The organism is Gemmata algarum, assembly GCF_034097035.1.
Lineage (GTDB): Bacteria > Planctomycetota > Planctomycetia > Gemmatales > Gemmataceae > Gemmata > Gemmata algarum.
Window position 1 is genome coordinate 1 of record NZ_JAXBLV010000181.1, and the last position, 25,439, is coordinate 25,439.

Consider the following 25,439-nt stretch of genomic DNA (forward strand, 5'->3'; position numbering starts at 1 on the left):
CTCGCACTGGTGCCCGACTTGGTCGTCGAAGCGGTGTCCACGCACGACACCTACGAAGAAGTGGCCGTAAAGGTCACCGAGTTCAAATCGGTCGGCGTGAAACTGATCTGGGTCATCAGCCCCGAGACGCGCACCGTGCTGGTGCGCCGCGCCGACGGCACCTGCGTCGAGTTGGACGAAACGGGAACGCTCTCGGGCGAGAACGTGCTGCCGGGGTTCGCGTGCCCGGTCGCCGATCTGTTCATCTGACATGGTTCAACCGCCTGCCGACCCGAGCCCTTGCTCGAGCACCTCACGGATGCGCTTCAGCTCTTCGTCCGGGCCGCCGTCCCACGGCGCGATCGGCACCCAGCGTGAACGCTGGTCCGGTCGTATCCAGCCCTCGTCGTCGTCAACGAACAGGATTTCTTCCGGCCTCGCACCGCGCACGAACGCCAGATCCTTGTACTCACCGACCCAGGGCACGTACTCGAGCGATTCGATCAGTTCTGCGGGGACGTGCCCCCGCGCCACGAGTTGGTCGAGCGCCGCGCGGGCGTCGGGTTCCTCGACGGTGGTGAGCAGCACGACGCGCTCGAACCGGGCAAAGCAGAACGCGAGGAACTCCGCCAGCGCGGGGCGGCGCGGAGCGCGTCGGAAATGAGGGTGCGCTCGAGGTCGAGCGCGAGCACGCGGGCCGTCATCTACTTCTTCTCGCGCTGCAACTCGAGGTACAGCAGCTTCGAGTTCTTCAGCGTCTTGAACTCGGTCGGCCGCTCTTTCTCGCTATCCGCTTCTGCGTAGCAGATCTTGAGCGTGTCGCCCTTCAGTTCGTAAATGCCTTCCCACTTCTTGTCCTTGAGCGGGCCGTCCTGGTGGACGTAGTCGATGTGCTTGGGCTTCTTCGTCGGGTTGAGAACCAGATCGCCCTTCAGCTCGGTGCCGTTCTTCGTTTTGACGTGGAAGTTGTTCTCCTTGATGACCATCTCCCCGCCGACGACGCGCTCCAGCGGGTCGCCGTCGTGTTCGGCGGCAACGACCGTCCACGTGCCCTCCAGCGCCTTCAGCTCCTTCTTGGCGGCCTCGTCGTCCCCGCGCACGGTGGAGCAAACGAACGCGAGCGCGCACCCGAGCAACAGGAATCGCATGTGAGAATCCCCGAGTGTGAGAAGTCCGGGGACAGGATACCGATCGGTTCGGAGCCGTTAACAGAATTCCGGCCGAACTCACGCCGCGCCGAGTCGCTTGCGGAGGATGCTGCCGTGGTGCCGGACGTGGCCGACGACGATGTACGCCAACGCCCGGACGGTGACCGGCGAATCGTTCGCCTTGCCGCTCCGCGCCCACGCCTCCGCGGGGAGGTTGCGGAACAGCCAGAGGCTCGACCGCCGCACCGCCTCGAACTCGCTCACCAGGGCCGCGACGGTGAGCCGCTCATAGTGGCCCGTCTTTGCGTAGTCGTTCTCCTCGAACCCCGGCAGCGGGGTGGAGTCGCCGCGGGCGAACCGCAGCGCCCGGTAGCCGAAGATGCGTTCGCCGTCGATCAGGTGCCCAATCACCTGTTTCACAGTCCAGGTGTACGGCGCGTGGCACACGTCCCCTTGCGATTCGGGAATGGCGCGCCAGAACGCGAGCGTCTCGGTGAGCTGCGATTCCATCGCCGCGAGTACATCGCCCTCGGGAACCAGGGTGATGTACGTTCCGTAGAACGGCGCGTATTCGGTCGGCTCCGGTCGTTGCATTGGCGGGCGCCTCGCGTCGTGAGTGGTTCCGGCGGCTATCTTAGCGGGAACGGCGCGTACCCCTTTCCGACACCGCGTGCGATGGTCGAGGTACTTCACTGATGGCAGCCGCTGTAACGGCGCACGCCGAAGGCGCCACGCTCGCGGTGCGCGTGCAGCCGAAAGCCAAGAAGAATGCCGTTCTGGGTGAGCGAGCCGGCGCGCTGCGGGTTTCGGTCACGGCGCCGCCGGAGGACGGGCGCGCCAACGACGCCGTTCTTGCACTGCTCCGCGACCACTTCAAACTACAACGATCGCAGTTGGTGCTGCTGAGCGGGCAAACGAACCGCAACAAGGTGATCCTGGTCCGCGGGGTTACGCCTCAGCAACTCGCGGACCTGATTCCGGCGTTGGACGAGGGCGACTGAACCGTGCCCACAGGGCCTGGCGCCGCGGGGCCAGTTCGATCGCGGCGACCACTGCGGCGAACGGCGCGAGCCCGGTCGCGACACCGATCGCGATGCTCAGCCACTTCGCTTCGACCGGAGTCACGCCCCACCACACGAGCGCCGGCACGCTCACGGCGACGAGCGGCTTCGTCCAGCTCTCGCGCAGGTAGTGCCACACACCCACATCGAGCGTGCGGCACGCGTATCCGATTACAAACAGGCAGAACAGGACGTTCGGAACCGCGACCGCGACCGCAACGCCCACGATCCCGAACGGTTTAACCAAAGTAAGGCTCAGTGCGAGGTTCACGCCGGCCTCCACCAGCGCGAGCCGCGCGAAAAGCTTGAGCTTCCCCATCCCGTACAGAATGCGCGACGCGACCGACTGCGCCACGCCGATGGTGAGTGTCGCGGAGAGCACGGCCGTCGCGGGAAAGCACCACTCGGCGTACTGCTCCCCGCCCATCCACCGCACCAGGAACGGCGCGCCGAAGAACAGCAGCCCCAGGTGAATCGGCAGGACGAGGTACAGCACCGCGCGGGTGCCGTCGAGCAGCACCCGGCGCACGCCCGTCATGTCCCCTGACGCCTCGCGCTGGCTGACGGCCGGCGTGAGCGTGGTGGTCGCGGAGCGGAGGAGGTTCTTCGCCATGTCCACCAGCCGTAAGGCGATGGCGTAGTGCGCCGCCGCCGCGAACGTGAGGAACCCGCCCGTCACGATCGCGCCCGTTTGCACGGTGATGCGGCCCGCGACCATCGCCAGGAAGGCGTCGAGGCTGTACCCGCGCACGTCCTTCACCGTGGCCCGATCGATCAGTCGGATCGAAACCCGCAGGCCGGGCAGAAACCGGAAGCAGCATAGCGCCATCAGTGCATGTTCGAGCACGTTCGTGACGGTCAACACAACGGCCAGCGGCAGGAGCCCGGGGCGCGTTTCCATCACCCACACGATCCCGCCCACACGCAGCGCCAAGCACACGAGCCGGACGAGGCTCTTGACCCCGAACCGCTGGAGCCCGTCGAGGATCGCCGGGAACGCACTCAGCGGGAGTGTGACGGCCAAGTTCGCAAGCACCAGCAACGTGAACGACAGCACGTCTCCAGACTCACCGAGTTTGCGTTCCAACCCCGGCGCGACGAACGGCACGACCGCCCCGCCGACGAGCAGCACCCCCGCCCCGGCGAGTACGAACAGAGCCAGACACGCCGACACGAGTTTGTTGAGTTCGTGGCGCGACTCGGTGGCGTGGTATTTCGCGACGAACCGGACCAGGCACGCCGCGATGCCCATGTCGAATAGGGTAAAGTACGCGAGGACGCTCTCCACGACGCACCACACGCCGTACCGGGCGACGCCGAGCGATTTCACCATGTACGGGGCGAGGAAGAAGCCGACCGCGAGCGTCGCGACGAACGCGGCCCAGTTGGTCGCCGCGCCGATCAGAAGGGACCGCTTGGCCGAACGCGATTCAGACAACGCAAACGCCTCCGTGCGGGGGGCGCAAAGGTTACCACACCGCGCCACCGACAAAAAAGGCGAACCCCGCCCTTGTGGGCGGGGGCGTCGGAGCGCGAGGGGTGGCGGTTGCTGTGAGCGCCAGCAACCGGGCGGGCACCCGCGGGGCACCCGCCCCCGCCCCGGCGGGCGGGGTTCGCCCGGGTGCGTCGCGCTACTCCGCGGCGGCCTTGCCCCGCTTCTTCTTGGGCGCGATCTCGACCTCTTCGCCCAGCGCCGCGAGGGCCGCGGCGGCTTCCGCTTCTTCCTGCGCGGCGGTCGCCTCGAGGGCCGCCGCGTCCACCACCTTCGGGGTCCGCTTTTCCTTCACCGCCGCCACGATCTCGTCCCGCACCGCGTGGTTCTCGCGCAGGAACTCGACCGCGTTCTTGAGGCCCTGGCCGAGCCGCTGCTCCTTGTACGAGAAGTGCGCCCCGCTCTTCTCGATGACCTCGTCCTCCAGCGCCAGCTTGATGACGTCGCCCTCGAAGTCGATGCCGCGGTCGTGCAGCAGCTCGAACTCGGCGTTGCGGAACGGCGGGGCGATCTTGTTCTTCACCACGCGGACCCGCGTTTCGGCGCCGATCGTGTCCTCGCCGTCCTTCACGTGCGTGACCCGCTTCACCTCCATCCGGACGCTGGCGTAGAACTTCAGCGCGAGCCCGCCGGTGGTGGTGTTCGGGTCGCCGTACATCACGCCGATCTTCTGGCGGATCTGGTTGATGAACAGCAGGCAGGTGCGGCTCTTGTTGATCTGCGGGGTCAGGATGCGCATCGCCTGGCTCATGAGCCGGGCCTGCAACCCGACCTTCGTGTCGCCGATCTCGCTGTCCTGGATCTCGTTCTTCGGCACCAGGGCCGCGACCGAGTCCACGACGATCAGGTCCACGGCGTTCGACTTGACGAGCATCTCCGCGATACGCAGCGCCTCTTCGCCGTAGCCCGGTTGGGAGACGAGAAGGTTGTCCAGGTCCACGCCCAGGCGCTTCGCCCAGTTCGGGTCGAGGGCGTGCTCGGCGTCGATGAAGGCGGCCACGCCGCCGGCCTTCTGGGCCTGCGCGATGGTGTGAAGGGCGATGGTGGTTTTGCCGCTCGCCTCGGCGCCGTAGATCTCGACGATGCGCCCGCGCGGGATGCCCCGGCCGCCGAGCGCCAAGTCCAGACTCAGCGCCCCGGTCGAGATGCACTCGATGTCCAGGCTGTTCATGTCGCCGAGCGACATGATGGAACCTTTGCCGAACTCCTTCTCGATCGCCGCGAGGGCGGTCTTCAGTTCCTTGTTGTCCTTGATGCTCCCGCCGCCTTCTTTGCTCTTCTCCAGTTTGTCGCCTTTCTCGGCCATGATGCGGTCCCATCCTTCGAGCGGTTTAGTGTGGGTCAGTCGTAACGGGGTGAAGTTTACCCGCGCGCGGGGAACAACTGAAGGTCAGCAGCCGGGCCGGCGGCGCACTTTTCCGGCGCGGCCGGTTGTCGGGGCGCGTGTGGGCACGTGCTACGCGCCACAAACTCGTACCGGCGCGGGAGAAACTTCCCGCACCGCCCGCGCCGCCCGCTTGACGGGACCGGCGGCGGCTGTCAGGCTGAACGTATCGTGTGGCGCCCTGGCGGCGGACTCGGGAGGAGCGGATGAGCATTCGATTGGCGGTCGCGCTGGGCGGACTGGTCGCCGGGTTCGCGCTCGCACAGGCCCAGGAGCCGAAGCGCGGTGCGAAGGCCGAAAACGTGGTCCCGTCCACGTTCCGCGCCCAGCTCGTGGTGGACAACCGGTTCTCGCTCAAAACCAAGCACCGGCTCGATACCGGCGACGGGTGGCCGGAGTGTGCCGCGCTCGCGCTGGGCGAAAAGGCCAAGGACGAGGACAAGGTCAACGACGGCGACCGCGACCCGCGGGACCGCAGCGGGAAGATGCACGACCTGGTCAGCGAGTACGGGCTGGCGCCGGTGGTGGCCGTCTTCGTGCGTGCGGACGCCGGCCGCCTCGACGCCGAGTCCGGGCTCGGCAAACTGCTCCGAGAGTTGGACCACGAGAACAAGAACGAGAAGGTCCGGGACGTGCGGCCCCGCGACGGCTTGCTGACGACGTACCAAGCGGACAAGCTGGCCGCGTTCGTGATGTTCCTCTGGCTCGAGGGGGGCACCAAAGCCGTCACCGTGAAGGGCGAGGACGGGAGCGAACAGAAGGTCGCGGTGGACCTGGAGTTCCCGCACGACGAGAGGCGGGCGGACAAGGTCAAGCTGGTGCAGGAGTACGCCTGCAAGGTCCGCGCGAACAAGGTGCCGTTCGGGCTGGCGGCCGACAAGTCCGGCGCCGTGACCGCGTTCAAGATCGAGGAGACGGCGCCGGTCACGATCATCATCTACAACCGGTTGCGGATCGTGCAGCGGTGGAGCCTGAAGACGGACGAGTTGACCGACGAGAAGGTCGCCGAGATCGTGGCCGCTACCAAGAAGATGGTTGACGAGAAAAAGCCGTAAATCGATGGCTTGCGAGATCAGACAGCGCCGGCGGCCGGAGCCACTGAGGTTCCGGCCGCCGGCGTTTTAACTTCCGCGCGCGCGTTCGCCCGCACCGGTCAGAAACGGCCGCAAGGTGTCTTCGGGGTACAGCACCCAGGGGTAGTCGCGGCGCCGGAGGATCGCGTTCGCCTCGACCTCGCTCCGGATGCGTTTCACTTCGGCTGCGGCAGCGGACACTCCAGTCGTCGCAGCTTCCCGTAGCCCTTCCTTCACCCGTTGCAGCGCCCGGAACCACTCGCGCCGCGCCGCGTGATCACCGTAAGGTGGCTCCGACGCCGCGAGCCGCGCGTGTTCGCGCACGAGGTCGGCCGGCGCATCCGGACGCGCGTGCGGGTTCCAGCGCAGATCACGTACCCGGCGTTCCGCGGCCTGCAAGTCACGAGCGGTGGACGGAAACGCGGGGAGCGGCAAATGCAAGGTCGCGGACAGCACCTGATACGCGGGCGGCTCGATGCCGAAGTAGTCGCGAATGATGTCGTCGGTGACCTCGTCGTACTTCCCGCCGCCGATCCCGTGGATGAAGAAATCGCCCAAGCATACCCGGGCAAAAAGCGTTAGCGTGAGCGCCCGTGGGCGCAGCTCGCTCGTGTCGCTCGCGGGTGTCGCGCGCTGCCGCCGGCCGGCGCCGGTGCGCACCCAGAACGGGCCTTCGCCCTCCGCCAACTCCGGCGCCGGGTGGTTCGCGCTACGAACGCGATTCGCGACCCGGTAGGCGCGAATCGCCGCGTTGTACGCCGCACGAAACCGCGGCAGATCGCCGAGGACGTGACGGGCGAAGCGGGCGAACGCGTCCGTTCGCGCCAACCGGCTGATCGGCAGTTCGAGGTTGCGACAGCCCCACGCCCGCTCGCGCCCCACGCGCATCGCCGTGAACGCCTCGCCCACGTTCGTACCGCCCGCCCAGTGCTTCGCCAGTAGCGGCTCGTAGCCCCAATCGGCCCACAGCGGGGCGGCTCGCTCCGCGAACGTGCGGAACTGTTCGCCGTCGTGAACCGTGCGGTCCTCGTAAGGAACTTCGCCCGCAAGCGTGTCGAAGTTCAGTGCCTGAAAGTGAACGGAAGCCGGGTCGTGGTCACGTAGTACCGGGAAACGAATCGCGGTGCTCTTGAGCGTGTCGTTATCGACGATCAGGTTGAGCGGGGCGCCGCCGAGCCGCCGGGCGAGGCCGTTGAGCGCGAAGTTCTTGACCCACACGCCCGGGTGCGACAGCTCGGGCTGGTGACCCGCGAGCAGCAGCGGGCCGTCGCCCGTTCCGCCCGCCTGATCCAGCGCCTCGCGTCGCGCCAACGCCCGCAGCTCGTGAAGCGACAACCCGCCGACAACCACATCAGCGCGATCGAGGCGCGCGCGGTTGGCTTCGACCAGCCCCGGAACGGCGTCGAAGCCCGGTTCGGCCAAAACCTCGCCGTCGGCCTTCGGGGCGCGAAACCGGTGCCGCATCAGCGCGTCCCCGGGCACGGACAGCACGCCGCCGCGCGGGCCGCGGGCAGTTCGTCGCGTTCCGCGGACGCGAGCACCGCGCGGTAGTACGCGAGCCGTTGTTCGGGGTCGTTCATCACCCCACCGAACGCCCGGTTCGGGTCCAGGTACAACCGCGGCACCCCGATTTCTTTCACCCGCAGTTCTTGGCGGGCGGCCTGCACCCACAGTTGCAGCGGCATCCCCCAGCCGCGCTCGGTGATGTTCAGCTTCTCCAGCGCCTCGCGGCGGTACGCTTTGAACCCGCAGAACGTGTCCGTCAGGTTGAAGCCGTACTTCGCGTTGATCTCGCGCGTGATGGTGGCGTTGATGAACCGGCGGTCGGTGGGCGCCGGGGTGTCCTGGCGGAAGTCGCGGAAGTAGCGCGAGCCGGACACGATGTCGCAGTCGTGAATCGCTTCCAGGAGCACCGAGATGCGCTCGGGTTGGTGCTGGCCGTCGCAGTCCATCGTGACCAACACGTCGAACGTGCTCGCGCGGGCGAACGCGAACGCCGAGATCAGCGCCGCCCCGTACCCGCGGTTCTGCGGGTGGTCGATCCGCAAGAGGCCGGGCTCGCGGTCGAGCAATTCGGCGGTGCCGTCGGTGGAGCCGTCGTTCACGACCAGGATGTCGGGCGTATATTGCCGCACCTCCGCGAGGACCTCGCGAACGTGCTTGGCCTCGTTATAAACGGGAATCGCGGTGAGAACGCGCATGAGGTGCTTTCGATTCACGGGGAAAGGACAGCCGGTTCCATTCTACTTGCACACTGCGTACCAGATCAAACCGCCGGTCGGACCGGACCTTTCATCGGGTTGCGGTTCCGGCGCGGACGCGGTTCGTTCTTCGGCGGCCGGGGTTGAAACCCGGCGGCGAGTCGCGAAACCTGACACCATGCTCACCGCCACACGCAAGCTGCTGGAACTGATCCGGTTCAGCCACACCGTTTTCGCGCTGCCGTTCGCCGCCCTGTCGGCGGCGCTCGCGTGGCGGGACGAGCCGTTCCGCTGGGAAGACCTCGTCGGCGTCCTGCTGTGCATGGTGTTCGCGCGCAGCGCCGCGATGGCGTTCAACCGCGTCGCCGACCGGCACATCGACGCCCGCAACCCTCGCACCGCCGGGCGCCACCTGCCCGCCGGCACGCTGACGGTCGGGACCGTGTGGCTGTTTACCCTCATTTGCTGTGTGGGCTTCGTGGCCTCTACCCTCATTTTCGACCTCCGCGAGCCGGCCAACCCGTGGCCGCTGTATCTGGCGCTCCCGACGCTGCTGTTCGTAATGGGCTACTCGCTCGCCAAGCGGTTCACCAGCCTCGCCCACTTCTGGCTCGGGGTCGCGCTCATGCTCGCCCCGGTGGCGGCGTGGGTCGCGATCCGGGGTTTCACCGAAATGACCGTGCCGCTCCTGCTCGGCGGCGCGGTCGGGTTCTGGGTCGCGGGCTTCGACATCCTTTACGCCTGCCAGGACGCCGCGTTCGACAAGGACGCCGGGCTGCACAGCGTTCCCGCCCGGTTCGGCATCCCCCGGAGCCTCCGCATCGCCGCCGGGTGCCACGCGGTCATGTTCGCGCTGCTGGTGGGGCTGTACTTCGCGTCGCCGCACCTCGGGGGCGTCTTCCTGGCGGGCCTGGGGGCCGTGGGGGCGCTCCTGGCTTACGAGCACTGGCTGGTCCGCCCGGACGACCTGACCCGCGTGAACCGCGCGTTCTTCCACGTCAACGGCGTCATCAGCTTGGGGCTGCTCGCGGTGGTACTGGTCCAACTCGCCGTCCGGTGAACCGCTCCGGTGCCATTCAGATCGCGGACGCAATCACGCTCCCGCTGGCACCCGGGGTATTTCCTCTGTGTCGTCGTTCTGGAAGTTCGAGCGACCCTCAACGGACCAGTCGCGCCTCTGCTCTCATCCGCGCGGGTGAAACCGCTCTACCGGACCGATTCATCGCAAAACTTTCCACATTAACAGGTTGCGATGCCGCACCTGAATCGCTCCTAAGCCAACCTCCGTTCGCACGGGCGTGTTATCCGGGTTTTGAGGGCACGATTCGGTGGTAGCGGGCGCCCAGCGAACCGGTAGCGAATCGGTAGTCCGACGCCAGCGAATGTCCCGTCGTTGACTAGTCGAACGGCACTTGTGTCGCACTGTACCCCCCGTTACAGACCCGCGCGAGCGGAAAACGCCAAAACCGGTCGCGGTGCCCGTCGGTCGTCCGGCCTTCCGCCGCGCGAAGGGCACCTCACCCTATCCGGCTGATGGCACCGGGCCGCAAAACGTGCCCCGCCGCGGCTTCGGATCGGGAGGGGTGGGGAGCCACTGCCGCGGTAGCGGTCCGCCGGATTACGCCGTATGCTAAACGGGGAATCAACGCTCGCCGAGGTACGCGCATGGGTGCCGTCGAACTGCCGCACGAAGCCCCGCGGAAGATTGAGAACACGCCCGGGCGGCTCGGGTCGTGGTCCGTCAACAGCGCCGTTTCGCGGGTCGGGACCCCGTGGACCCGCCGGCTCGCGAAGGCCGCGTTGATGATCCCCAAAATCCGGTACTACGAGAAGCTGCACGCGGACGTGTCGGACGAGAAGCTGATCGAACTCAGCATGGAGCTGCGCGGCAAGGCCCGCGGCAAGTGGGACCTCGACAAGCTGCTCCCGGAGGCGTTCGGGCTGGTCTCCATCTCGATCCAGCGCACCCTCAACATCCGGCCGTTCGACGTGCAGCTCGCGGCCGGCACGGTGATGCACTTCGGCGGGCTGGTCGAGCTCTCCACGGGGGAAGGTAAAACGGTCAGCGCGTCGGCCCCGGCGTACCTGAACGCGCTGTCCGGCAAGGGCGTCCACGTCACCACCGTCAACGACTACCTCGCCAAGCGCGACGCCGAGTGGATCGGGCCGGTGTACCAGAAGCTCGGCATGTCCGTTGGGGTGCTCCAGCAGAAGATGGACGAGAGCGCCCGGGTGACCGCGTATAAGGCCGACATCACCTACGGCACCGCGGCCGAGTTCGGGTTCGACTTCCTGCGCGACCGGCTGAAGCTCCGCGGCGGGCAGGCCAACGCGGCCCCCTTCTGGGCGGCGTGGACCGGCGGCGCGGGGCGCCTGGACCCGCGGGTCCAGCGGCCCCTGCACTACGCCATCGTGGACGAGGCCGACAGCATCTTCGTGGACGAGGCCAAGACCCCGCTCATCATCGCCAACCCGACCCGGGCCGCCGAGCCCGACGAGCAGGTGGTGTTCAAGTGGGCCGACAAGCTCGCCCGCGAGATGCGCCGCGACGAGCACTTCGTGATGAACGCGAAGAAGGACAAGGTCGAGCTGACCGACGCGGGCAAGCACCTCGTGCGGTACTCGAACCCGCCCACCGGTAAGCACGCCAAGGCGATGGACAAGCTGCTCGAGGCGGTCGAGCGCGGGCTCCAGGCGCACCACCGGTTCATGCGCGACCACCACTACATGGTGAACGCCGAGAAGAAGATCGTCATCATCGACGAGGGCACCGGCCGCCCGATGCCCGACCGGCACTGGCGGGACGGGCTGCACCAGGCGGTCGAGGCCAAGGAGCAGGTGCAGATCAACATGCCCAGCTCGCACGCCGCGCAGATCACGTTCCAGAACTTCTACCGCCTGTACACCAAGCTCGCAGGCATGTCCGGGACGCTGCTGCCGAACTTCTGGGAGATGCGCAAGGTGTACCGGCGGTGGACCACCAAGGTGCCCACCAACAAGCCGAACCGCCGCGACAACATGCCGGACCTCGTGTTCCCGACCGAGGAGGCGCGGTTCGACGCGGTGGTCGCGAAGACGCAGGAGATGCTCGCGGTCGGCCGCCCGGTGCTGATCGGCACCCGCACCGTGGAGGCGTCGAAGAAGATCAGCGCGAAGCTGACCGCGGTGGGCGTCACGCATCAGGTGCTCAACGCCGAGCAGAACGAGAACGAGGCAGAGGTGGTGGCCGCGGCCGGGCAGCCGGGCAAGGTGACGGTGGCCACCAACATGGCCGGGCGGGGCACCGACATCAAGCTCGGGCCGGGGGTGGCCGAGAAGGGCGGGCTGCACGTGATCGGCACCGAGCGGCACGAGGCCGAGCGCATCGACCGGCAGCTCGTCGGCCGCGCCGGGCGCCAGGGCGACCCGGGCAGCGCGCAGTTCATGCTCTCGCTCGAGGACCAGTTGCTCGAGGGCCTGGGGGTCGCGAAGCAGCGCGAGCTGTTGCAGCTCGGGAAGGCCGGCGGGAACCGCGACTGGAACGCATACGCCCCGCTGTTCCGCCAGGCGCAAAAGCGCGTCGAGGCGCGGCACTACCGCCAGCGGCTCGACCTGATGAACTACGACAAGCAGCGCCAGGAGATGCTCCAGGACCTCGGCGCGGACCCCTATGTGGACTGACGACCGAATCCGGTTGATGAGTCTCCGCGCCGTGTTCTGTAGCCCGCCTCACAGAGGCCAACTACCAGGGCCGTTCCGTGTGTAACGAGGCGGGCTACGAAACCCCTCCCCCAAGGGGAGAGGGGTTTGCTCCGACTACCCAGACCCAAACGCGCAACGGCCCTCAGCCAGCCACAGGAAGTTGTTACTCTTCAATCGGCTTTCAGTCGTTTCCAGTTCGTGCAGCTTGGTCCTGCCCATTGAGTGTGGTCCGCTCACTCCGTGAGCGGTCGGCCCGCAGGTCCGATTCGCTGCCCAGGCGTGCAGACCCGGTTGCTATGCGCCACGCCCATCCGATACCCGGGGCAACCGCTCACGGAGTGAGCGGACCACACTCAAAGACCCGTGCGGAGCACGCCATATCAACTTGAAACGACTGGATTCGGTATGAAACTGTTTCTGCCCAGGGTGCGAGCGGGTACCATCAGACCGAGGCCCGGTGGGTGCGAAACATCACCGTCGGCCAGCGAACCCGACATTCGCAAGTCGCCGTAACCCGGAACGGGCGACGGACCCGGTGTCAGGGCTGGGCGCGGCATTACGCCAGTAGCAACGCGCAGACGGCCCGGGCGCGGGAGAGTTGCCGACGATTCACGCGACCAGCATGAGGCCGTTAAACCCGGGCGGTCGGGTGTCATCGTCGCGCCCCAGCGCCTTCCGCACGCGCTCCCCGATGTCACAAGCAACGGCACGGATGCGGGCGAACACGCCTTCTGGCGACTCCCACTCCCGTTGAGGGGTGGCGCCGATGCCGTCGTTGTTTGGCGACTTGTTGTCCGTAGGCATCACGATGTCTCCCGGGCGAACCAGAGAGTGCCGCACACTGCGTGCCCGAAGCTGAGATTCGCGAAAGATCGGGGGGATCTTTGGCGGTCTGGCGGAAGTGATCCCTTGAGCCGGTATCATCACCCATTATGAGGCGGCGGGGCGACCGCAGAAGGTACCATCGGGAAGCGATCAAGGAATTTGGTCAGATGCGTGCCGGAGGCAACCGGCGCACGTCTCGACCTCGCGCCAGTGATCCGCGGACCCGACCTGCGCCCCGCAAGACGCGCGTTCAACTATCGATCCATCGACGGGATTATTCCCAGCGAATGAGGGAAGCAATCCATACATTACGATTGCCCACAACTCGCGAGTATCGTCGTGAAATCGAAAGATTCTCTCAGCGCCGAGCAACAGGTTTTGGCGATGCTCGACCGCGGATGGCGATGGCGCGACCCGCTCTCGAGTGTCCTGGTTCACCCCCAGGACTACTCCCTCTTCGTGGTCTACGACCAACAGGCCGGGACGCTCACCTGCTCGGCGGAACTGCTCAAGGCCCTTGAGCTGGTCATCCCGACGCCGCCCCACCAGAGCCGCTATTACTGGCCGGATGAGCAGCGGGCTTACCTACGAAGCAAGCGTCGTTAAGGCCGATGGCCCCGCGCTCACGTATTTCACGCGGGCACGTGGTGGAAACGATCGGACGTGTTCGTGTGGCTTACCGATCGCGGATCGGTAACGTGATTCGGCGGTAGTCTTTACCAGGAGGCGTAATGGGTTTGCGAATGCGGGTGCACGATCGGGAACCGATCGGTGCCGCCCTGCGACGGTTCAAGAAGCTGGTCGAGCGTAGCGGGCTCAAGCGGGAGGTTCGCGCTCACGAGTACTACGTCAAGCCGTGCGAGTTGCGAACCCGGAAGGAAGCGAACCGGCTGCGCGCGATTAAGAAGGCGGCGCTCGGTAAGCCGGTTAAGAAAGAACGGCCGTTCTGATCTGCGCCCGCCTGAGGCGGCCAATGCGCCCGGGCGGCAGTCACAACCGAGATGGGTGTTGAGTAGCAATTGAAGCCGGGCGCGGCGCGTCCGGCCCCCGGTTCAGTAGCCGCGTCGGCCACCGCCGCCACCGCCGCCGTACCCACCTCCACCGCCGTACCCACCACGTCCGCCGCCACCACCACCGCCGCCGTACCCACCACGGCCGCCGCCGCCACCGCCCTCACGGGGCTTGGCCTCGTTGACGGTCAGGCTACGCCCGCCGACCTGCGTGCCGTTGAGCGCCTGGATGGCTTGATCGCCACCATCGCTCATTTCGACGAACGCAAACCCCCGGGGGCGCCCGGTTTCGCGGTCCATGACGATTTGCGCTTTTGTCACGGTGCCGTACTGGGAGAACAGCTCCCGGAGCTCGTCCTCGGTGGTCGAGAACGACATGTTGCCCACATACAGATTCATTGCCACGGTCACGCCCCCAGGCCCGGTCGGGCCTCCAGCGAACACAGGCGGAAAGTACCGCCTACACTAATCGTACTCAAAATGGTAGGGTTTGCGCGCATAATCTTTCGGGCTTAAAAATTTTTCTCCGGGGGCAGAACGGCGAGCCGTTAAGACGGCTCGCCGCAACTTGGCGGAATATCGGCCGCGTTCGGCGCGCCCCGTGGTAGCATGACCCAGCCGCGACGCGCCAACGAGGGGACAACGTGGAAGACACGCAGACCGTCGAGTTCTTAACGTGGTTGACCGAAGGCGGTCAAAAGCCGCTCCAGTTCCAGTCCCGGGAGCCCGACCAAAAGGCCGAGCTGTGGCTGGGCGCGTTGCCCGTGACGCGCGCCGACCTCTCCCGAATTGCGCGGCACTGGGCCGGCCTGACGCCCGAGATCGCCGGTGCGCTCGCCGATCAGTGCTTCGCCCGGATCCAGGCTTCCGAAGGTGGCACGTGGAGGCCGGCGATTTAATCGCCGACCTGATTGACGGGCCGCGGCCGGTCGCCCGCGCGCCGGCCCGACGCGGTCCCACGGGCGTTATTCGTCGGGCTTGCCGACCCCCAGCGCGTCGGCCACGCGGTTGATGTAGTTGAAGAACGCCGCGATCATGGTGATCTGCGACACCCCCACGTCATCGAACCCGGCCCCGCGCAGCTTCTCCACGTCCTCACGGGTGTGGGTGTGCGGCGCCTCGGTCAATTTCACCACGAAGTCGAGCATCGCGCGGTCGGCGTCGGGCAGGTTCGCCCGCGTGTGGTCCCGCCGCAACTCGGCGGCGAGTTCGTCGTCGAGGCTCACCCGACGAAGGAACTCGGTGTGGCTCTCCGTTCAGTAGAAGCACCGGTTCCGGGCCGACACCACGGACGCGATCATCTCGTGCTGCCGCCGGGTGAGCGGCAGGTGCGGCTGCATCATCACCGCCAGCCCCGACATCATGTGGCGCATCGCTTCGGGGATCAGGCTGTGCGCGGCCACGACGCCGTCGGCCGCGCCGCCGGGCCGCGCCAGCGCCGGCACCGGCGGCCCGTACTCCGGCGGGTACAGCGCGTACACGGACTCGTACACCGCCCGCAGCGCGGCGTCGGCCTGATCCGGCGGGACCGTTTGGATCCACGGCATCGGCGTTCCCCCTCGGTCTGTTTCAGCCATTATTGCCGGCGCCGGTGCGGCGCCGCAACGCCCGGCGCTGAACGCCGGGGCGCCCGACGGCTACACTACCGACAGCAGTTCCGAAGCAGGGAGCAAATCTGTGGACAAGATCAGCGTTTCCGACGCCCGCCGGGCCGAAGCGGTCGGCCGGCACGTCCGGCTCCAGGGCTGGGTGCGCACCCGGCGCGACTCGAAGGGCGGGTTCAGCTTCATCGAACTGAACGACGGCTCGTGCCAGGGCAACGTGCAGGTGGTGGCCCCGGGCGAGCTCGCCAACTACGAGTCGGTGGTGAAGCACCTCCCCACCGGGGCCAGCGTCCGCATCGACGGCGAGGTGAAGGCGTCGCCCGCCAAGGGGCAGGCCACGGAGGTGCTCGCGGCGAGCGTGGAGCTGATCGGCGACGCCGACGTGAACACGTACCCGCTCCAGAAGAAGGGGCACAGCTTCGAGTTCCTGCGCGGCATCGCGCACCTGCGGCCCCGCACCAACACGCTCGGGGCCGTCGCCCGCGTGCGGCACCAGGTGTCGATGTCGATCCACCAGTTCTTCCACGAGCGCGGGTTCTACTACGTCCACACCCCGGTCATCACCGCCAGCGACTGCGAGGGCGCCGGCGCGATGTTCCGCGTCAGCACCATCGACCCGGACGCGCCGCCGAAGGCCGACGGCAAGGTGGACTACAAGCAGGACTTCTTCGGCAAGCCGGCGTACCTGACGGTGAGCGGGCAGCTCCAGGGCGAGGCGTTCGCGTGCGCGCTGGGGAAGATCTACACCTTCGGCCCCACCTTCCGCGCCGAGAACTCGAACACCCCGCGGCACCTCGCGGAGTTCTGGATGATCGAGCCGGAGATGGCCTTCTACGACCTCGCGGACAACATGGACCTCGCGGAGGCGTTCCTGAAGCGGATCATCTCCGACGCCATGACGCACTGCCTCGAAGACCTCAAGTTCTTCGCCGAGAAGCTGGAGAACAACAAGGGGCTGTTCGAAAAGCTGGAGAACGTGCTCAACAACGGGTTCAAGCGGGTGTCGTACACGGAGGGCGTGGACATCCTGCTGAAGAGCGGCAAGACGTGGGAGTACCCGGTGGCGTGGGGCGTGGACCTCCAGAGCGAGCACGAGCGCTACCTGGCCGAGCAGCACTTCAAGTGCCCGGTGATCCTGTACGATTACCCGCGCACGCTGAAGCCCTTCTACATGAAGGTGAACGACGACGGGAAGACCGTGCGCGCGATGGACGTGCTGGTGCCCGGGGTGGGCGAGATCATCGGCGGCAGCCAGCGCGAGGAGCGCCTGGACGTGCTCGAATCGCGGATGCGGGAGCAGGGGCTTGCGCCCGAGGGCTACCAGTGGTACCTCGACCTGCGCCGCTACGGCACGGTACCGCACTCGGGGTTCGGGCTGGGGCTCGAGCGGACGATCCTGTTCCTGAGCGGGATGGCGAACATCCGCGACGTGATCCCGTTCCCGCGCACCCCCGGCAACGCCGAGTACTGACTGGAAATGAGAACGCCCGCTCCCGAAGAGGCGGGCGCTCGAAGATGGTGTCAGTCGCGGACCGGTGGCTTGGGTCGGACATCTCCGGGCCGCGGGAACGGCATGGCGGGTTTCGGCGGGGCGACCCGTTGCTGCTCAAGGCGTGCGATCTGTCGCTTCAGGTCTTCTTCGTTCCGCCGAAGGATCTCGATCGTTCGGCTGTTGTCTTCGCCGGTCCGACGTTCGAGTTCCTTCCGATCCTGCTCCGTAATCTGGAGCAGTTCACGGAAGCTCTTGAGCGCGCGCTGAGTACCGTCGGTTTGCAACTGCTGTGGATTCGGGAGAACACGAGAAAACGGTAACCGCGGGTGAGTATCTCTCGGCTCTCCCAAGAGCGCTAGCCCGAGAGCCATTTTCAGTAGTATGCAGCTCACGATCGTAATCCTCGAAGTTGCACGAGATTGATCAGACGAGGCCGCTCAGGGGGGCATAGTACAGCGAGGGCACCTCGGGCAACTCCGGGGGTGGGACAAGGAAAGCCCGCAACTCGGCGGGCAAAGCGCCTTCAAGGAACGCGAATTGTGCCGCTGCCGTCAGGTAGAGTTCACCGTACTGCGAGGTGAGATTTGCGAGGCGTTGGGACGAACCGAGCAGTTGGTCGAGGTACGCGTCGGCGAACATGGTAAACCCGAGGCGTTCTTCAGGCGTCGCAGCGAATCGGGCTTTGATCCGCAGGTCCTTAATCAGCGCCTCCAAACCGTCGAAGCGCTGCATCTCGCTTACGATTTGGGTCGCTAGCGAATCGAGGGTAGCGATCTTGATGCCATACGAGGTCAACATCGCCTGCCAATCGATGGGACCAACTCCTGGCACCGGCGGCGTGATCGGGTTGAGCGGAGGTGCGGGGTTCGTCACGGAGACCGGTGAGAGCGTTCCGGCCGTGTCGATGATGGCGGCTACGTCGCCTGCAACGGCCACCGCGATCAGCGACACCGCTTCCAATTGCCCTTGCGCGAACGTCGCCACCGGCGCGACCAGTTCCACCACGAGTGCCGCCTGACCGTTCAGCGCCACTGTCACGTCCGACGCCGGTACCTGCTGCGACGCGAGGGCTGAGTCCACAACCGTCCCGTCATAGTTAAATGTCCCACTCACCACGGTACCAGTGGTGAGCGTGAATGTGAAGGGCGTTACCGACGGCAACTCACGCGGGTCGAGGGGGTTCCAAGTTCGGGCGAAAAGACGTGCGCACGAGACAACCTCCTGAGCGTTGAGAAAGTCACGTTGGTTCAGTTGGCGCCCCTATGTTCTCACAGAGGGTGCAATTGTCAAGCAGAATTTTGGCTCAATCTGCTTGGTGCGCAAATTCCCTTAATGGAGAGAAGCCCTTATTGCGGGGCGATGCTGGCCCTGATCGGCGGGTCGGTGAAAGGCGCAGGGTTCCGCCGGGGAGGGCGGCAGACAGCGTGTGAAGCGAGTGGACGTGCCAACGCCGCGGACGTGGGAACAGGGGTTGGCACCGGAGTGGTACGAGTGGTAACTGAACCTGTGGCGCCCGGCACGGTCCTGCACTCGGAGTTCGGGTTGGGGCCGGAGTGGACGCCCCTGCTCCTGATTTACCGCCCGGAGGTTGCGCGGGTCGGTGCGTCCGGGCCACAAAGACATCAACCCAAAACAGACGCCAGCAACCGAACCGTCTGTTGAGCACCGCGAACCGGGGCGAAATCGCCCCCGCGCGCGCAACGCTCACGTTCCGGATCGTTCTTCGGATGGAAGGGCCGAACGGACCTCGACCCTGACGAGGAGACCGACCGTGATCCGCAAACTGATCCTGTCAGCCGTATTCACCACGAGCACACTGACGGCGATGGTTGCCACGCCCACCACCGCCGAAGCGTCACTCCCGCCGTTGCTACCGCACCACCGCTTTGAAGTGCTGGTGCTGCGAGGCTCGCAGGGGTGGCAGAGCCACGGCGTTTACCGGTTGCACGTCGAGGCCAAGGTGATCGCGATCCGCCTGCGTCAGCAGGGGTACAAGGTGGAGATTCGCGAGTTTTGAGCGGCGCAAAAAAGGACCGGCCGCAAGCTGTCACACTGTCGCCCATTCAGTGTGGCTGCCGCGGCCGGTCTAAAGGAATAATAGCCCACACCGGTGTCGGAAGCAAACGCTATTAGTGGAAAATATCGACACCTCCAGAGCCCCTGTCGGGTATTCGGACGCAACCGGAACCGGTTGGGACTTCGAGGCAATTTCGATAAGGTGCTTCTCAATCGCGACTTGTGGCGAATGGATGCGATAACCACAACAACGGCACGTGGCCTGCTATGACTTTCCGTATCGCACTCGCCGTATCGCCCACTCGCCCTGATCGCCCTGCGGTCTCGCCCGCGATTGACCCGGCCCGCCCAGCCGGGTTTACCAAAACACATGCAGCCAGGTTCCGGTTCGCCTTCGGAACACCGCCCGGACCGGGTGAGACCGCCCTGCGCCCGTGTTTCCCCGGTTCGGGTGGACCAACTACGCACACGTTCGGGCGCATCGGCCGCCCGAGCGTGTACCGCGCCCCACTTCGCTTCCTCTCTCGTTGCAACCGCCTCACTGCGGAGTGAACGAGACGCCACCGCGCCAGTTGAGCCAAAACACCGCTGAGCTGATTGAGTAGATTCGTGGCGATCGGGAACGAGCGCACACCAACAACGTCCATGTCAGCGTGAATGCTGGCAGTCGGGAATAACGTCGCCGGGTCGGGCTACTTCGCGTTCTTGACCTTCCACAGCTCCGCTTCGATTTTCAGCCGGGTGCGAGTGACTTGGTTGAGGCGCGACGGCCGCAGCGCGCCGGCTTCGACACGGAGCTGCGTGTGCCGTTCAAATTCCTTTGCATCGACCAACAATTCCTCGAGCCAGGGGGCGAGTTCCTTTGGCTCTGGTCCCAACAATTCGACGAGCGCCAAAGCGGTGTCGTCGAGGCAATCGCAGCGCAGCGAGTACTCGTCGGGGCCGGCTCCGCGGCCTCCGGTCCAGTACCACCTGAGCTGAAGTAGTCCCTGATGCACTCGCGCCTTGAGCAGTTTCTCAAACGTGCCGTCGCCGACCTCAACGCTCGGGCCGCTTTTGCCGTTCAGCCGCGGGCATCGCTTCGCGAACTGTTCGGCTCGCTTTTCGTCCCATTTCGGGTCGCCCTTGTCGGGCGGCGGAGGGAGCACAACGCTCGGGAACAAGCTCGGAGGAAGCGTTTTCTCGCCGAGCCACTCGCCGCCAGCTACTTTCCCCTTGTCGCCTTGATTCGCCGCCGGCGGCGCGGCGCGGCCTTTGGCCCCGTTCTTCACCTTCCACAGGTCGGCTTCGGCCCGGAGTCGGTGCCGCGTGACGTAGTAAAGGCGGTCCGGTGCGAGGGCACCGATTTCGGCGCGCAAACGGGTGTAGCTCTCCCAGTGCTTGGCCGCCACGACGAACTCCTCGAGCCACGGGGCAAGCTCGTTCGGCTGACCGGCCCACAGGCGCTGCGCGGCGACCCGCATGTCCGTCAGGCACTCGATGACGGGGGTAAACGGTGGCTCGGTACCGCTAATGTCGATCGGCCGGGTTTCCCACCAGTGCTCCTGGATTCCTTGGTTCAGTTGGGCTTTAAGGAGCCGCCCATGTTCGTCGTCGGTCGGGAGGATCTGGAGACTCTGCTTACCCATTAACCGCGGCAGCACCTTCTGCAAGGCCCTTTCGTACCGCTCGGAGAACTGGTCCCCGTCCTCGGTGCGGTCGAATCTCGGGGCTACGAAGACGAGTCCCGGAAACGCGCTCGGGGGCGCGGCCGCGAGCGGTTCATCGTGGTCTTGAGGCGTGCGAGCCCGGGGCGTTGGGAACCAGATGTCGTTGACCGCTCGCGGCACCGGGGCCGTGTCTGCGGCTCTTGTAACTCCCGTACTTGCGGTCGCGACCGCTACCGCCGTTGCGAATATTGCTCTGAGGTACATGTTCGCCCCCAAACGCGATCGGTTCGCCCCTCGTTCGACCGACTCGATGGTACAGCACTCCGATCGCGCCCACAACGCCGCGCCTTCAAACCGCGTTCCGCATCTCGGCTGGCGAACGGACGGTCCGACCGGGTAATTTGCCTCTTCGGGCTCCGCGGCGGTACGCGGACATTTTTTCCCCACTCATCGAAGGGGCGGATGGGTGGGCGCCAATATACGGTGGGCCGGCACGACGCCGGCCCTCGGAGGCAAGGGAATGTCGCAGAGCGTACTGACCGCGGCCGTCACCCGGGCGCGCCGGGCGGCTCGCGCCGATTTGGCCGACGGCGAACTGGTCACCCGGTTCGGCGCCACCGGCGACCCGGACGCGTTCGCCCAACTGGTGCGCCGGCACGGGCCGATGGTGTCGGCGGTGTGCCGGCGGATCACCCGGCACCGGCACGACGCCGAGGACGCGTTCCAGGCCGCGTTCCTGGTGCTGGCCCGCAAGGCCGGCGAGCTGGACCCGCCGGGCGCGGTGGGCGGGTGGCTGTTCGGGGTGGCGGTGAACACCGCCCGCGCGGCCCGGCGGCGGTCCGCCCGGCGGTGCGCACGCGAGTCGCTGACGGCGGCGCCGCCCGAGGTCGGCGGGTGCGAACCGGAACCGGACTTCGACACCCGGGCCGCGGTGGCCGACGCGCTGGCCGAACTGCCCGAACGGTACCGCGCCCTGGTCGTCGCGTGTGACCTGCGGGGCGAGTCCCAGGCGGTCGTCGCGCGCCAGCTCGGGATGCCGGTCGGAACCGTGTACAGTCGGCTCTCGACCGCACGACGGTTACTCGCCGAGCGGCTCCGGCGCCGGGGCGTCGGGGCGGCCGCGGGTGCGGCGGCACTCGGCGCGCTAGCGCCCGACGCGGCGGCGCTCTCACCCATCTCCGATTGCCCGTCCGCGAGCGTCACGGAACTGACGGAGGCGATCATGGCACAAGGGTCTGCGCTGAAGTGGAAGCTGGCCGCGTGTATGCTGCTGGTGGGCGTCACGCTCGGGCTGGGCGCGGAACCGTTCAAACCGGGCCCGGCGCCCGCCCCGGCCCCGCGGCCGGCAGACGAGTCGCGGCTGGTGCTGCGGTTCGGCGGGCACGTCCGGTTCCTGAAGCCGGACGGCACCGAGGTGGCGCGGGTCACCGCGGCGGACGCGGTGAAGGCTGGAGCGGACATGCCGACGCAATCGCTCTCGCTCGGCTTTTCGTCGGGCCAGGGTATTCGTGCCTTGCGGGCCGAGGCGTTCGGTCTGTGCGGCCGGGTAGCCCCCGACGGCCGGCTCCCGCTCGAAACCCGTAAGGGGCTGTACCTGCTGACCCCTGGCGCGCCGCCGGCGGTTGCTCCGGTGAAGGTCGCGAAGGGGGGCGAGGCGCTTTTTGCGTCCAGCGATGTACCGCCCATCGTCGCCTGGTCGGCGGACGGGAGACGCGCCGTCGGGTGCCGGCTCAAGTACCCTCTGTTCTCGACGCCCGTGTACGAGCACGTGCTGATCGATCTGGCCGCGGGCACAACGATTGCACTGAACCTGCCGAAGAACCATAAGGTTGTGGGCTGGTCCGCAGACGGCTGGTTCCTCACCATCGGCGAGGAGCGCTTGGGGTACCTGAAAGGTTGGTCGGTGACATCGCAGGCACTGTGCAAGGTGTCGGCGAGCGGCCGGATCAGCGAGGTTCTGGCCACTTACTCGTTTGCAGGGGATTGGACACGAACCGGAGAATGGCTCAACACCGCGGCCCTGTCGCCGGACGGGGCGCGCGTGGCGTGCCTCGTGAACACCACGGAACCGGTGGGCGAGAAGAAAGAGCCACTCCTGGGCCTGAAAATTACGGCGTTTGATCTCGCCAAAAAAGAACGGGTCGCGGTTCTTCACGAAGAGCGGAGCAGACTTCCCTGGGCACTGAATTGGGCACCGGACGGCTCCCGCCTCGCATTCCTTTGCTTCTCGCACGACTACCAGTCCGGTGCGCTAGCATCGTCCGGATGGCACATCGGCGTGGTTGGCGCGGACGGGACGGGGGCGAAGACTGTCTTCAGCTCCGACTTTCCAGGCGGAAAGGGGATGCCCGCAGCCCAGCTCGACTGGCGGTAACACGTTCCCACAACCCGGGGCCGAGCCCCCGGGTCACAACATGCTGTACGGGTCGATGTCCACCTGGAACTCGACCCCGTGCGGCGGCTTCGCCAGCGCCAGCACGTTCCGCAGCACCTCGTGCAGCACCGCGCTGCTGTCGGACTGAAGCTGGAAGTGGAACCGGTAAAAGTTGTTCAGCCGGAACACCGGGCACTCCGCCGGCCCCAGCAACCGCACCGGGGCCTCGGACGACGAGCGGCCGGTGCTCATCGCCCGCCGGATCGCCTCCTTGAACGCCGTCGCGAGCACGTCCGCGAACGCCGCCGCGGCCTCTTCCTTCTCGCTCCGCACGATCATCCGCGCCATCCGCTCGTAGGGCGGGTACTTGTGCAGCTTCCGGTGGACGAGTTCCATCTTCGCGAACTCGTTGTAGTTGTGGTGCGACGCCAGCGTGATGCACGGGTGCTCGGGCGTGAACGTCTGCACCAGCACCTGCCCGCCGCGCGTCCCGCGCCCCGCCCGGCCCGCCACCTGGGCGAGCAACTGGAACGTCCGCTCGGCGCTGCGGAAGTCGGGCAGGTGGAGCCCCACGTCCGCGTTCACCACGCCCACGAGCGTCACGTTCGGGAAGTCGAGCCCCTTCGCGATCATCTGCGTGCCGACGAGGATCTGGATCAGCCCGTCGCGGAACGCGTCCAGCACCCGCTGGTGGCTCCCGGGCTTGGACATCGTGTCGGAGTCCATCCGCTGGCACACGCTCCCCGGGAACTTCTCCTCGATCTCGACTTGCAGCTTCTCCGTCCCGAGCCCCTGGTAGCGCATCGAGGGTTGCGCGCACGTCGGGCACTTCTGGAACGGCGCCGTCTCGAACCCGCAGTAGTGGCACATCAGCGAGTTCTTCGTGCGGTGGAACGTCATCGCGAGGTCGCAGTTGGCGCACTGCGCCACGTACCCGCACGCCTCGCAGTGGACGTGCGTGCTGAACCCGCGGCGGTTCAGCAGCAGGATGATCTGCCCCTTGTCCTTGAGGGTCTGGCGCATTGCGGCCTCGAGCGTCGGGCCGATGGCCCCGGGCTTGCCGGGCGCCTTCGGCTCGTGCCGCAAATCCACGACCTTCACCGCGGGCATCGGCCGGCTCGCTACGCGGTTCGGCATGCTCAAAACCGTGTAGTTGCCCTTCTCCGCGTTGGCCCAGCTCTCGAGGCTCGGCGTCGCCGACCCCATGAGGATGGGGATGCCCTCCAGGCGCGCCCGCATCACCGCCACGTCGCGGGCGTGGTACCGGGGAGTCGATTCCTGCTTGAAGCTGTTCTCGTGCTCCTCGTCGATGATGATGAGCCCGAGCTTGCGCGTGGGGGCGAACACGGCGCTGCGGGCGCCGACGACCACGTGGATGTGCCCGGTGGCGATGCGGCGCCAGTACCCGCCGCGCTCGGCGTCGGTCAGGTGGCTGTGCATCACCGCGAGGTTCCCGCACCGCCCCTGGAACCGCGAAATGGTTTGCGGCGTGAGCGAAATCTCGGGCACCAGAACGACGACCTCCTTGCCCTGCTTCACCACCTCCTCGATGGCCCGCAGGTACACCTCCGTTTTGCCGCTCCCGGTCACGCCGTGCAGCAGGAACGGGTGGTAGCCGCCGGCGGCGAGCGCCTCGCCGATCGGCTTCCAGACGCGGAGCTGGTCCGCGTTGAGCTCGATCTCCTTGCGCGCCTCATCCGTCCCCTGCGCGTTCTCGCTTTCGGCGAACTCGTGCGCCCCGCTCGCCTCGGTCTCGATGCGCTCGCTGAACTTGCGCACCAGACCCTTCTTGATGAGCCCCGACACCACGCCGGCGGTACACTTCGCCAGCCGCGCGAGCTGGAGGATTTCGAGCGGGCGGTTCTCCTTCTTGAGCTTGTCGAGCGCCGCCTTCTGCTGCGGCGTGACGGTGGGCAGCGGATTGGGCAGGCTCTCGCGCGGGACCGGCTCCACGAACGACGCCATCCGCGTGCCGGCGTTGTCGCGCACCCCGGCGGGGACGACGGCGTGCAGCACCTGCCCCCACCCGCACAGGTAGTAGTCCGCCATCCAGCGGGTGAGCTTCATGAGGTGCTCGTCAACGATCGCGTCGTCGTCGAGCACGCGGGTGACGGTTTTGATCTCGTAGCCGGAGGTGGGCTCGGCGTCGGTGACGCGGACGCAGAACCCGGCGGTGGCCTTCCCGCCTTTGCCGAACGGTACCTCGACCCGCTTCCCGACGCCGATCTTGGCCGCCAGTTCGGCGGGCACGGCGTAGGTGTAAGCGTGGTCGAGCGGGCGGTCGAACACAACGTCCGCGAACAGACCGCCGGGCGTGCGGGTGGCGCGTACCGCGCGGGGCTCGTTCGGCTTGTCCCGCTCGTCTTCGATGTCGAACAGGGTGTCGTGGGCCGTCATGGCCGGTCGCTCCGCGGCGTCGGGCGTCAGTGTGTTCATGCGCACAGTTTAGC

Annotated in this window: 25 protein-coding genes and 1 pseudogene; 12 read left to right on the forward strand and 14 right to left on the reverse strand. The window is 66.9% G+C overall.

Annotation, left to right across the window (positions count from 1 at the left end; translation table 11 throughout):
- Positions 1 to 249 (forward strand): Uma2 family endonuclease (locus R5W23_RS16105; protein WP_320687174.1); only part of this gene is annotated, 249 nt, incomplete at its 5' end.
- Positions 250 to 255: 6 nt separating this feature from the next.
- Here R5W23_RS16105 and R5W23_RS16110 read toward each other — a convergent pair.
- The 3 genes and pseudogenes from R5W23_RS16110 to R5W23_RS16120 form a co-directional block, all read right to left on the reverse strand.
- A pseudogene (locus R5W23_RS16110) lies at positions 256 to 615 on the reverse strand (hypothetical protein); the annotation flags it as partial.
- A gap of 68 nt (positions 616 to 683) precedes the next feature.
- Positions 684 to 1,127, reverse strand: a complete 444-nt coding sequence (locus R5W23_RS16115) for a TIGR03067 domain-containing protein (protein WP_320687175.1) — start codon at positions 1,125 to 1,127, stop codon at positions 684 to 686.
- A 78-nt stretch (positions 1,128 to 1,205) separates the two neighbouring features.
- The gene (locus R5W23_RS16120) at positions 1,206 to 1,721 is read right to left on the reverse strand and encodes a DinB family protein (RefSeq protein WP_320687176.1); all 516 of its coding nucleotides are present in this window, start codon (positions 1,719 to 1,721) and stop codon (positions 1,206 to 1,208) included.
- A 101-nt stretch (positions 1,722 to 1,822) separates the two neighbouring features.
- On the opposite strand from R5W23_RS16120, the gene R5W23_RS16125 reads away from it, so the two are divergent.
- Positions 1,823 to 2,128: a DUF167 domain-containing protein gene (locus R5W23_RS16125; protein ID WP_320687177.1), complete on the forward strand. Its 306-nt coding sequence runs from the start codon at positions 1,823 to 1,825 to the stop codon at positions 2,126 to 2,128.
- Here the strand turns inward: R5W23_RS16125 and R5W23_RS16130 are convergent.
- Positions 2,076 to 3,626: a lipopolysaccharide biosynthesis protein gene (locus R5W23_RS16130; protein WP_320687178.1), complete on the reverse strand. Its 1,551-nt coding sequence runs from the start codon at positions 3,624 to 3,626 to the stop codon at positions 2,076 to 2,078. The two genes, R5W23_RS16125 and R5W23_RS16130, sit on opposite strands and share 53 nt — an antisense overlap.
- Before the next feature lie 193 nt (positions 3,627 to 3,819).
- On the reverse strand, positions 3,820 to 4,986 hold the full coding sequence (gene recA, locus R5W23_RS16135) for a recombinase RecA (RefSeq protein WP_261189557.1): 1,167 nt from the start codon (positions 4,984 to 4,986) through the stop codon (positions 3,820 to 3,822).
- A 284-nt stretch (positions 4,987 to 5,270) separates the two neighbouring features.
- Between recA and R5W23_RS16140 the strand changes: the two genes are divergently transcribed.
- Positions 5,271 to 6,119, forward strand: coding sequence for a hypothetical protein (locus tag R5W23_RS16140; RefSeq protein ID WP_320687179.1), 849 nt, complete (start codon positions 5,271 to 5,273; stop codon positions 6,117 to 6,119).
- Between the two features lie 66 nt (positions 6,120 to 6,185).
- Here the strand turns inward: R5W23_RS16140 and R5W23_RS16145 are convergent, their stop codons facing one another.
- Together R5W23_RS16145 and R5W23_RS16150 are read right to left on the reverse strand one after the other, a co-directional pair.
- Complete coding sequence (locus tag R5W23_RS16145; protein ID WP_320687180.1) at positions 6,186 to 7,601, reverse strand: hypothetical protein; 1,416 nt, start codon at positions 7,599 to 7,601, stop codon at positions 6,186 to 6,188.
- Positions 7,601 to 8,338 (reverse strand): glycosyltransferase family 2 protein, encoded by a 738-nt coding sequence (locus R5W23_RS16150; RefSeq protein WP_320687181.1) that lies wholly within the window; start codon positions 8,336 to 8,338, stop codon positions 7,601 to 7,603. The genes R5W23_RS16145 and R5W23_RS16150 overlap by 1 nt, the downstream gene beginning before the upstream one ends.
- A 178-nt stretch (positions 8,339 to 8,516) precedes the next feature.
- Between R5W23_RS16150 and R5W23_RS16155 the strand changes: the two genes are divergently transcribed.
- Both R5W23_RS16155 and R5W23_RS16160 read left to right on the forward strand, forming a co-directional pair.
- Entirely contained in the window at positions 8,517 to 9,398 is an 882-nt protein-coding gene (locus tag R5W23_RS16155) for a UbiA-like polyprenyltransferase (protein WP_320687182.1), read from the forward strand.
- Between the two features lie 605 nt (positions 9,399 to 10,003).
- Positions 10,004 to 11,998, forward strand: coding sequence for a preprotein translocase subunit SecA (locus R5W23_RS16160; RefSeq protein ID WP_320687183.1), 1,995 nt, complete (start codon positions 10,004 to 10,006; stop codon positions 11,996 to 11,998).
- Between the two features lie 630 nt (positions 11,999 to 12,628).
- Here R5W23_RS16160 and R5W23_RS16165 read toward each other — a convergent pair.
- Positions 12,629 to 12,823 carry a hypothetical protein gene (locus tag R5W23_RS16165; protein WP_320687184.1) on the reverse strand — a complete coding sequence of 65 codons (195 nt, stop codon included), beginning with the start codon at positions 12,821 to 12,823 and terminating at the stop codon, positions 12,629 to 12,631.
- Positions 12,824 to 13,183: 360 nt separating this feature from the next.
- On the opposite strand from R5W23_RS16165, the gene R5W23_RS16170 reads away from it, so the two are divergent.
- Positions 13,184 to 13,450 carry a hypothetical protein gene (locus tag R5W23_RS16170; protein WP_320687185.1) on the forward strand — a complete coding sequence of 89 codons (267 nt, stop codon included), beginning with the start codon at positions 13,184 to 13,186 and terminating at the stop codon, positions 13,448 to 13,450.
- Between the two features lie 137 nt (positions 13,451 to 13,587).
- The gene (rpsU, locus tag R5W23_RS16175) at positions 13,588 to 13,794 is read left to right on the forward strand and encodes a 30S ribosomal protein S21 (protein WP_261189565.1); all 207 of its coding nucleotides are present in this window, start codon (positions 13,588 to 13,590) and stop codon (positions 13,792 to 13,794) included.
- 102 nt (positions 13,795 to 13,896) lie between these two features.
- On the opposite strand, the gene R5W23_RS16180 is transcribed toward rpsU, so the two are convergent.
- Entirely contained in the window at positions 13,897 to 14,259 is a 363-nt protein-coding gene (locus R5W23_RS16180) for an RNA recognition motif domain-containing protein (protein ID WP_407936134.1), read from the reverse strand.
- Positions 14,260 to 14,498: 239 nt separating this feature from the next.
- Here R5W23_RS16180 and R5W23_RS16185 point away from each other — a divergent pair, with 239 nt between their 5' ends.
- Positions 14,499 to 14,753, forward strand: coding sequence for a hypothetical protein (locus R5W23_RS16185; protein ID WP_320687186.1), 255 nt, complete (start codon positions 14,499 to 14,501; stop codon positions 14,751 to 14,753).
- Between the two features lie 66 nt (positions 14,754 to 14,819).
- On the opposite strand, the gene R5W23_RS16190 is transcribed toward R5W23_RS16185, so the two are convergent.
- Both R5W23_RS16190 and R5W23_RS16195 read right to left on the reverse strand, forming a co-directional pair.
- Positions 14,820 to 15,080, reverse strand: a complete 261-nt coding sequence (locus R5W23_RS16190) for a carboxymuconolactone decarboxylase family protein (RefSeq protein ID WP_320687187.1) — start codon at positions 15,078 to 15,080, stop codon at positions 14,820 to 14,822.
- A gap of 30 nt (positions 15,081 to 15,110) precedes the next feature.
- Positions 15,111 to 15,401, reverse strand: coding sequence for a hypothetical protein (locus R5W23_RS16195; protein WP_320687188.1), 291 nt, complete (start codon positions 15,399 to 15,401; stop codon positions 15,111 to 15,113).
- Positions 15,402 to 15,531: 130 nt separating this feature from the next.
- Here R5W23_RS16195 and asnS point away from each other — a divergent pair, with 130 nt between their 5' ends.
- Together asnS and R5W23_RS16205 are read left to right on the forward strand one after the other, a co-directional pair.
- Positions 15,532 to 16,929, forward strand: coding sequence for an asparagine--tRNA ligase (asnS, locus tag R5W23_RS16200; RefSeq protein WP_320687189.1), 1,398 nt, complete (start codon positions 15,532 to 15,534; stop codon positions 16,927 to 16,929).
- A 128-nt stretch (positions 16,930 to 17,057) separates the two neighbouring features.
- A complete protein-coding gene (locus tag R5W23_RS16205; RefSeq protein ID WP_320687190.1) occupies positions 17,058 to 17,270 on the forward strand; it encodes a hypothetical protein in 213 nt (70 codons plus the stop codon).
- Between the two features lie 103 nt (positions 17,271 to 17,373).
- On the opposite strand, the gene R5W23_RS16210 is transcribed toward R5W23_RS16205, so the two are convergent.
- Positions 17,374 to 18,030: a hypothetical protein gene (locus tag R5W23_RS16210; protein ID WP_320687191.1), complete on the reverse strand. Its 657-nt coding sequence runs from the start codon at positions 18,028 to 18,030 to the stop codon at positions 17,374 to 17,376.
- Between the two features lie 691 nt (positions 18,031 to 18,721).
- On the opposite strand from R5W23_RS16210, the gene R5W23_RS16215 reads away from it, so the two are divergent.
- Positions 18,722 to 18,967, forward strand: coding sequence for a hypothetical protein (locus R5W23_RS16215; RefSeq protein WP_261189571.1), 246 nt, complete (start codon positions 18,722 to 18,724; stop codon positions 18,965 to 18,967).
- Between the two features lie 691 nt (positions 18,968 to 19,658).
- Here the strand turns inward: R5W23_RS16215 and R5W23_RS16220 are convergent.
- Positions 19,659 to 20,594 (reverse strand): hypothetical protein, encoded by a 936-nt coding sequence (locus R5W23_RS16220; protein ID WP_320687192.1) that lies wholly within the window; start codon positions 20,592 to 20,594, stop codon positions 19,659 to 19,661.
- Positions 20,595 to 21,135: 541 nt separating this feature from the next.
- Between R5W23_RS16220 and R5W23_RS16225 the strand changes: the two genes are divergently transcribed.
- Positions 21,136 to 22,989: an RNA polymerase sigma factor gene (locus R5W23_RS16225; RefSeq protein ID WP_320687193.1), complete on the forward strand. Its 1,854-nt coding sequence runs from the start codon at positions 21,136 to 21,138 to the stop codon at positions 22,987 to 22,989.
- Positions 22,990 to 23,022: 33 nt separating this feature from the next.
- Here the strand turns inward: R5W23_RS16225 and priA are convergent, their stop codons facing one another.
- Positions 23,023 to 25,425 carry a replication restart helicase PriA gene (priA, locus tag R5W23_RS16230; protein ID WP_320687194.1) on the reverse strand — a complete coding sequence of 801 codons (2,403 nt, stop codon included), beginning with the start codon at positions 25,423 to 25,425 and terminating at the stop codon, positions 23,023 to 23,025.
- Positions 25,426 to 25,439: the final 14 nt, after the last annotated feature.

Bases quoted from the DNA above. Each gene is read 5' to 3' on its own strand.
- R5W23_RS16115 (WP_320687175.1), bottom strand. From the start codon at position 1,127: ATGCGATTCCTGTTGCTCGGGTGCGCGCTCGCGTTCGTTTGCTCCACC.
- R5W23_RS16120 (WP_320687176.1), bottom strand. From the start codon at position 1,721: ATGCAACGACCGGAGCCGACCGAATACGCGCCGTTCTACGGAACGTAC.
- R5W23_RS16125 (WP_320687177.1), top strand. From the start codon at position 1,823: ATGGCAGCCGCTGTAACGGCGCACGCCGAAGGCGCCACGCTCGCGGTG.
- recA (WP_261189557.1), bottom strand. From the start codon at position 4,986: ATGGCCGAGAAAGGCGACAAACTGGAGAAGAGCAAAGAAGGCGGCGGG.
- R5W23_RS16140 (WP_320687179.1), top strand. From the start codon at position 5,271: ATGAGCATTCGATTGGCGGTCGCGCTGGGCGGACTGGTCGCCGGGTTC.
- R5W23_RS16145 (WP_320687180.1), bottom strand. From the start codon at position 7,601: ATGCGGCACCGGTTTCGCGCCCCGAAGGCCGACGGCGAGGTTTTGGCC.
- R5W23_RS16150 (WP_320687181.1), bottom strand. From the start codon at position 8,338: ATGCGCGTTCTCACCGCGATTCCCGTTTATAACGAGGCCAAGCACGTT.
- R5W23_RS16155 (WP_320687182.1), top strand. From the start codon at position 8,517: ATGCTCACCGCCACACGCAAGCTGCTGGAACTGATCCGGTTCAGCCAC.
- R5W23_RS16160 (WP_320687183.1), top strand. From the start codon at position 10,004: ATGGGTGCCGTCGAACTGCCGCACGAAGCCCCGCGGAAGATTGAGAAC.
- R5W23_RS16165 (WP_320687184.1), bottom strand. From the start codon at position 12,823: ATGCCTACGGACAACAAGTCGCCAAACAACGACGGCATCGGCGCCACC.
- rpsU (WP_261189565.1), top strand. From the start codon at position 13,588: ATGCGGGTGCACGATCGGGAACCGATCGGTGCCGCCCTGCGACGGTTC.
- R5W23_RS16195 (WP_320687188.1), bottom strand. From the start codon at position 15,401: ATGCCGTGGATCCAAACGGTCCCGCCGGATCAGGCCGACGCCGCGCTG.
- R5W23_RS16220 (WP_320687192.1), bottom strand. From the start codon at position 20,594: ATGGGTAAGCAGAGTCTCCAGATCCTCCCGACCGACGACGAACATGGG.
- R5W23_RS16225 (WP_320687193.1), top strand. From the start codon at position 21,136: ATGTCGCAGAGCGTACTGACCGCGGCCGTCACCCGGGCGCGCCGGGCG.
- priA (WP_320687194.1), bottom strand. From the start codon at position 25,425: ATGAACACACTGACGCCCGACGCCGCGGAGCGACCGGCCATGACGGCC.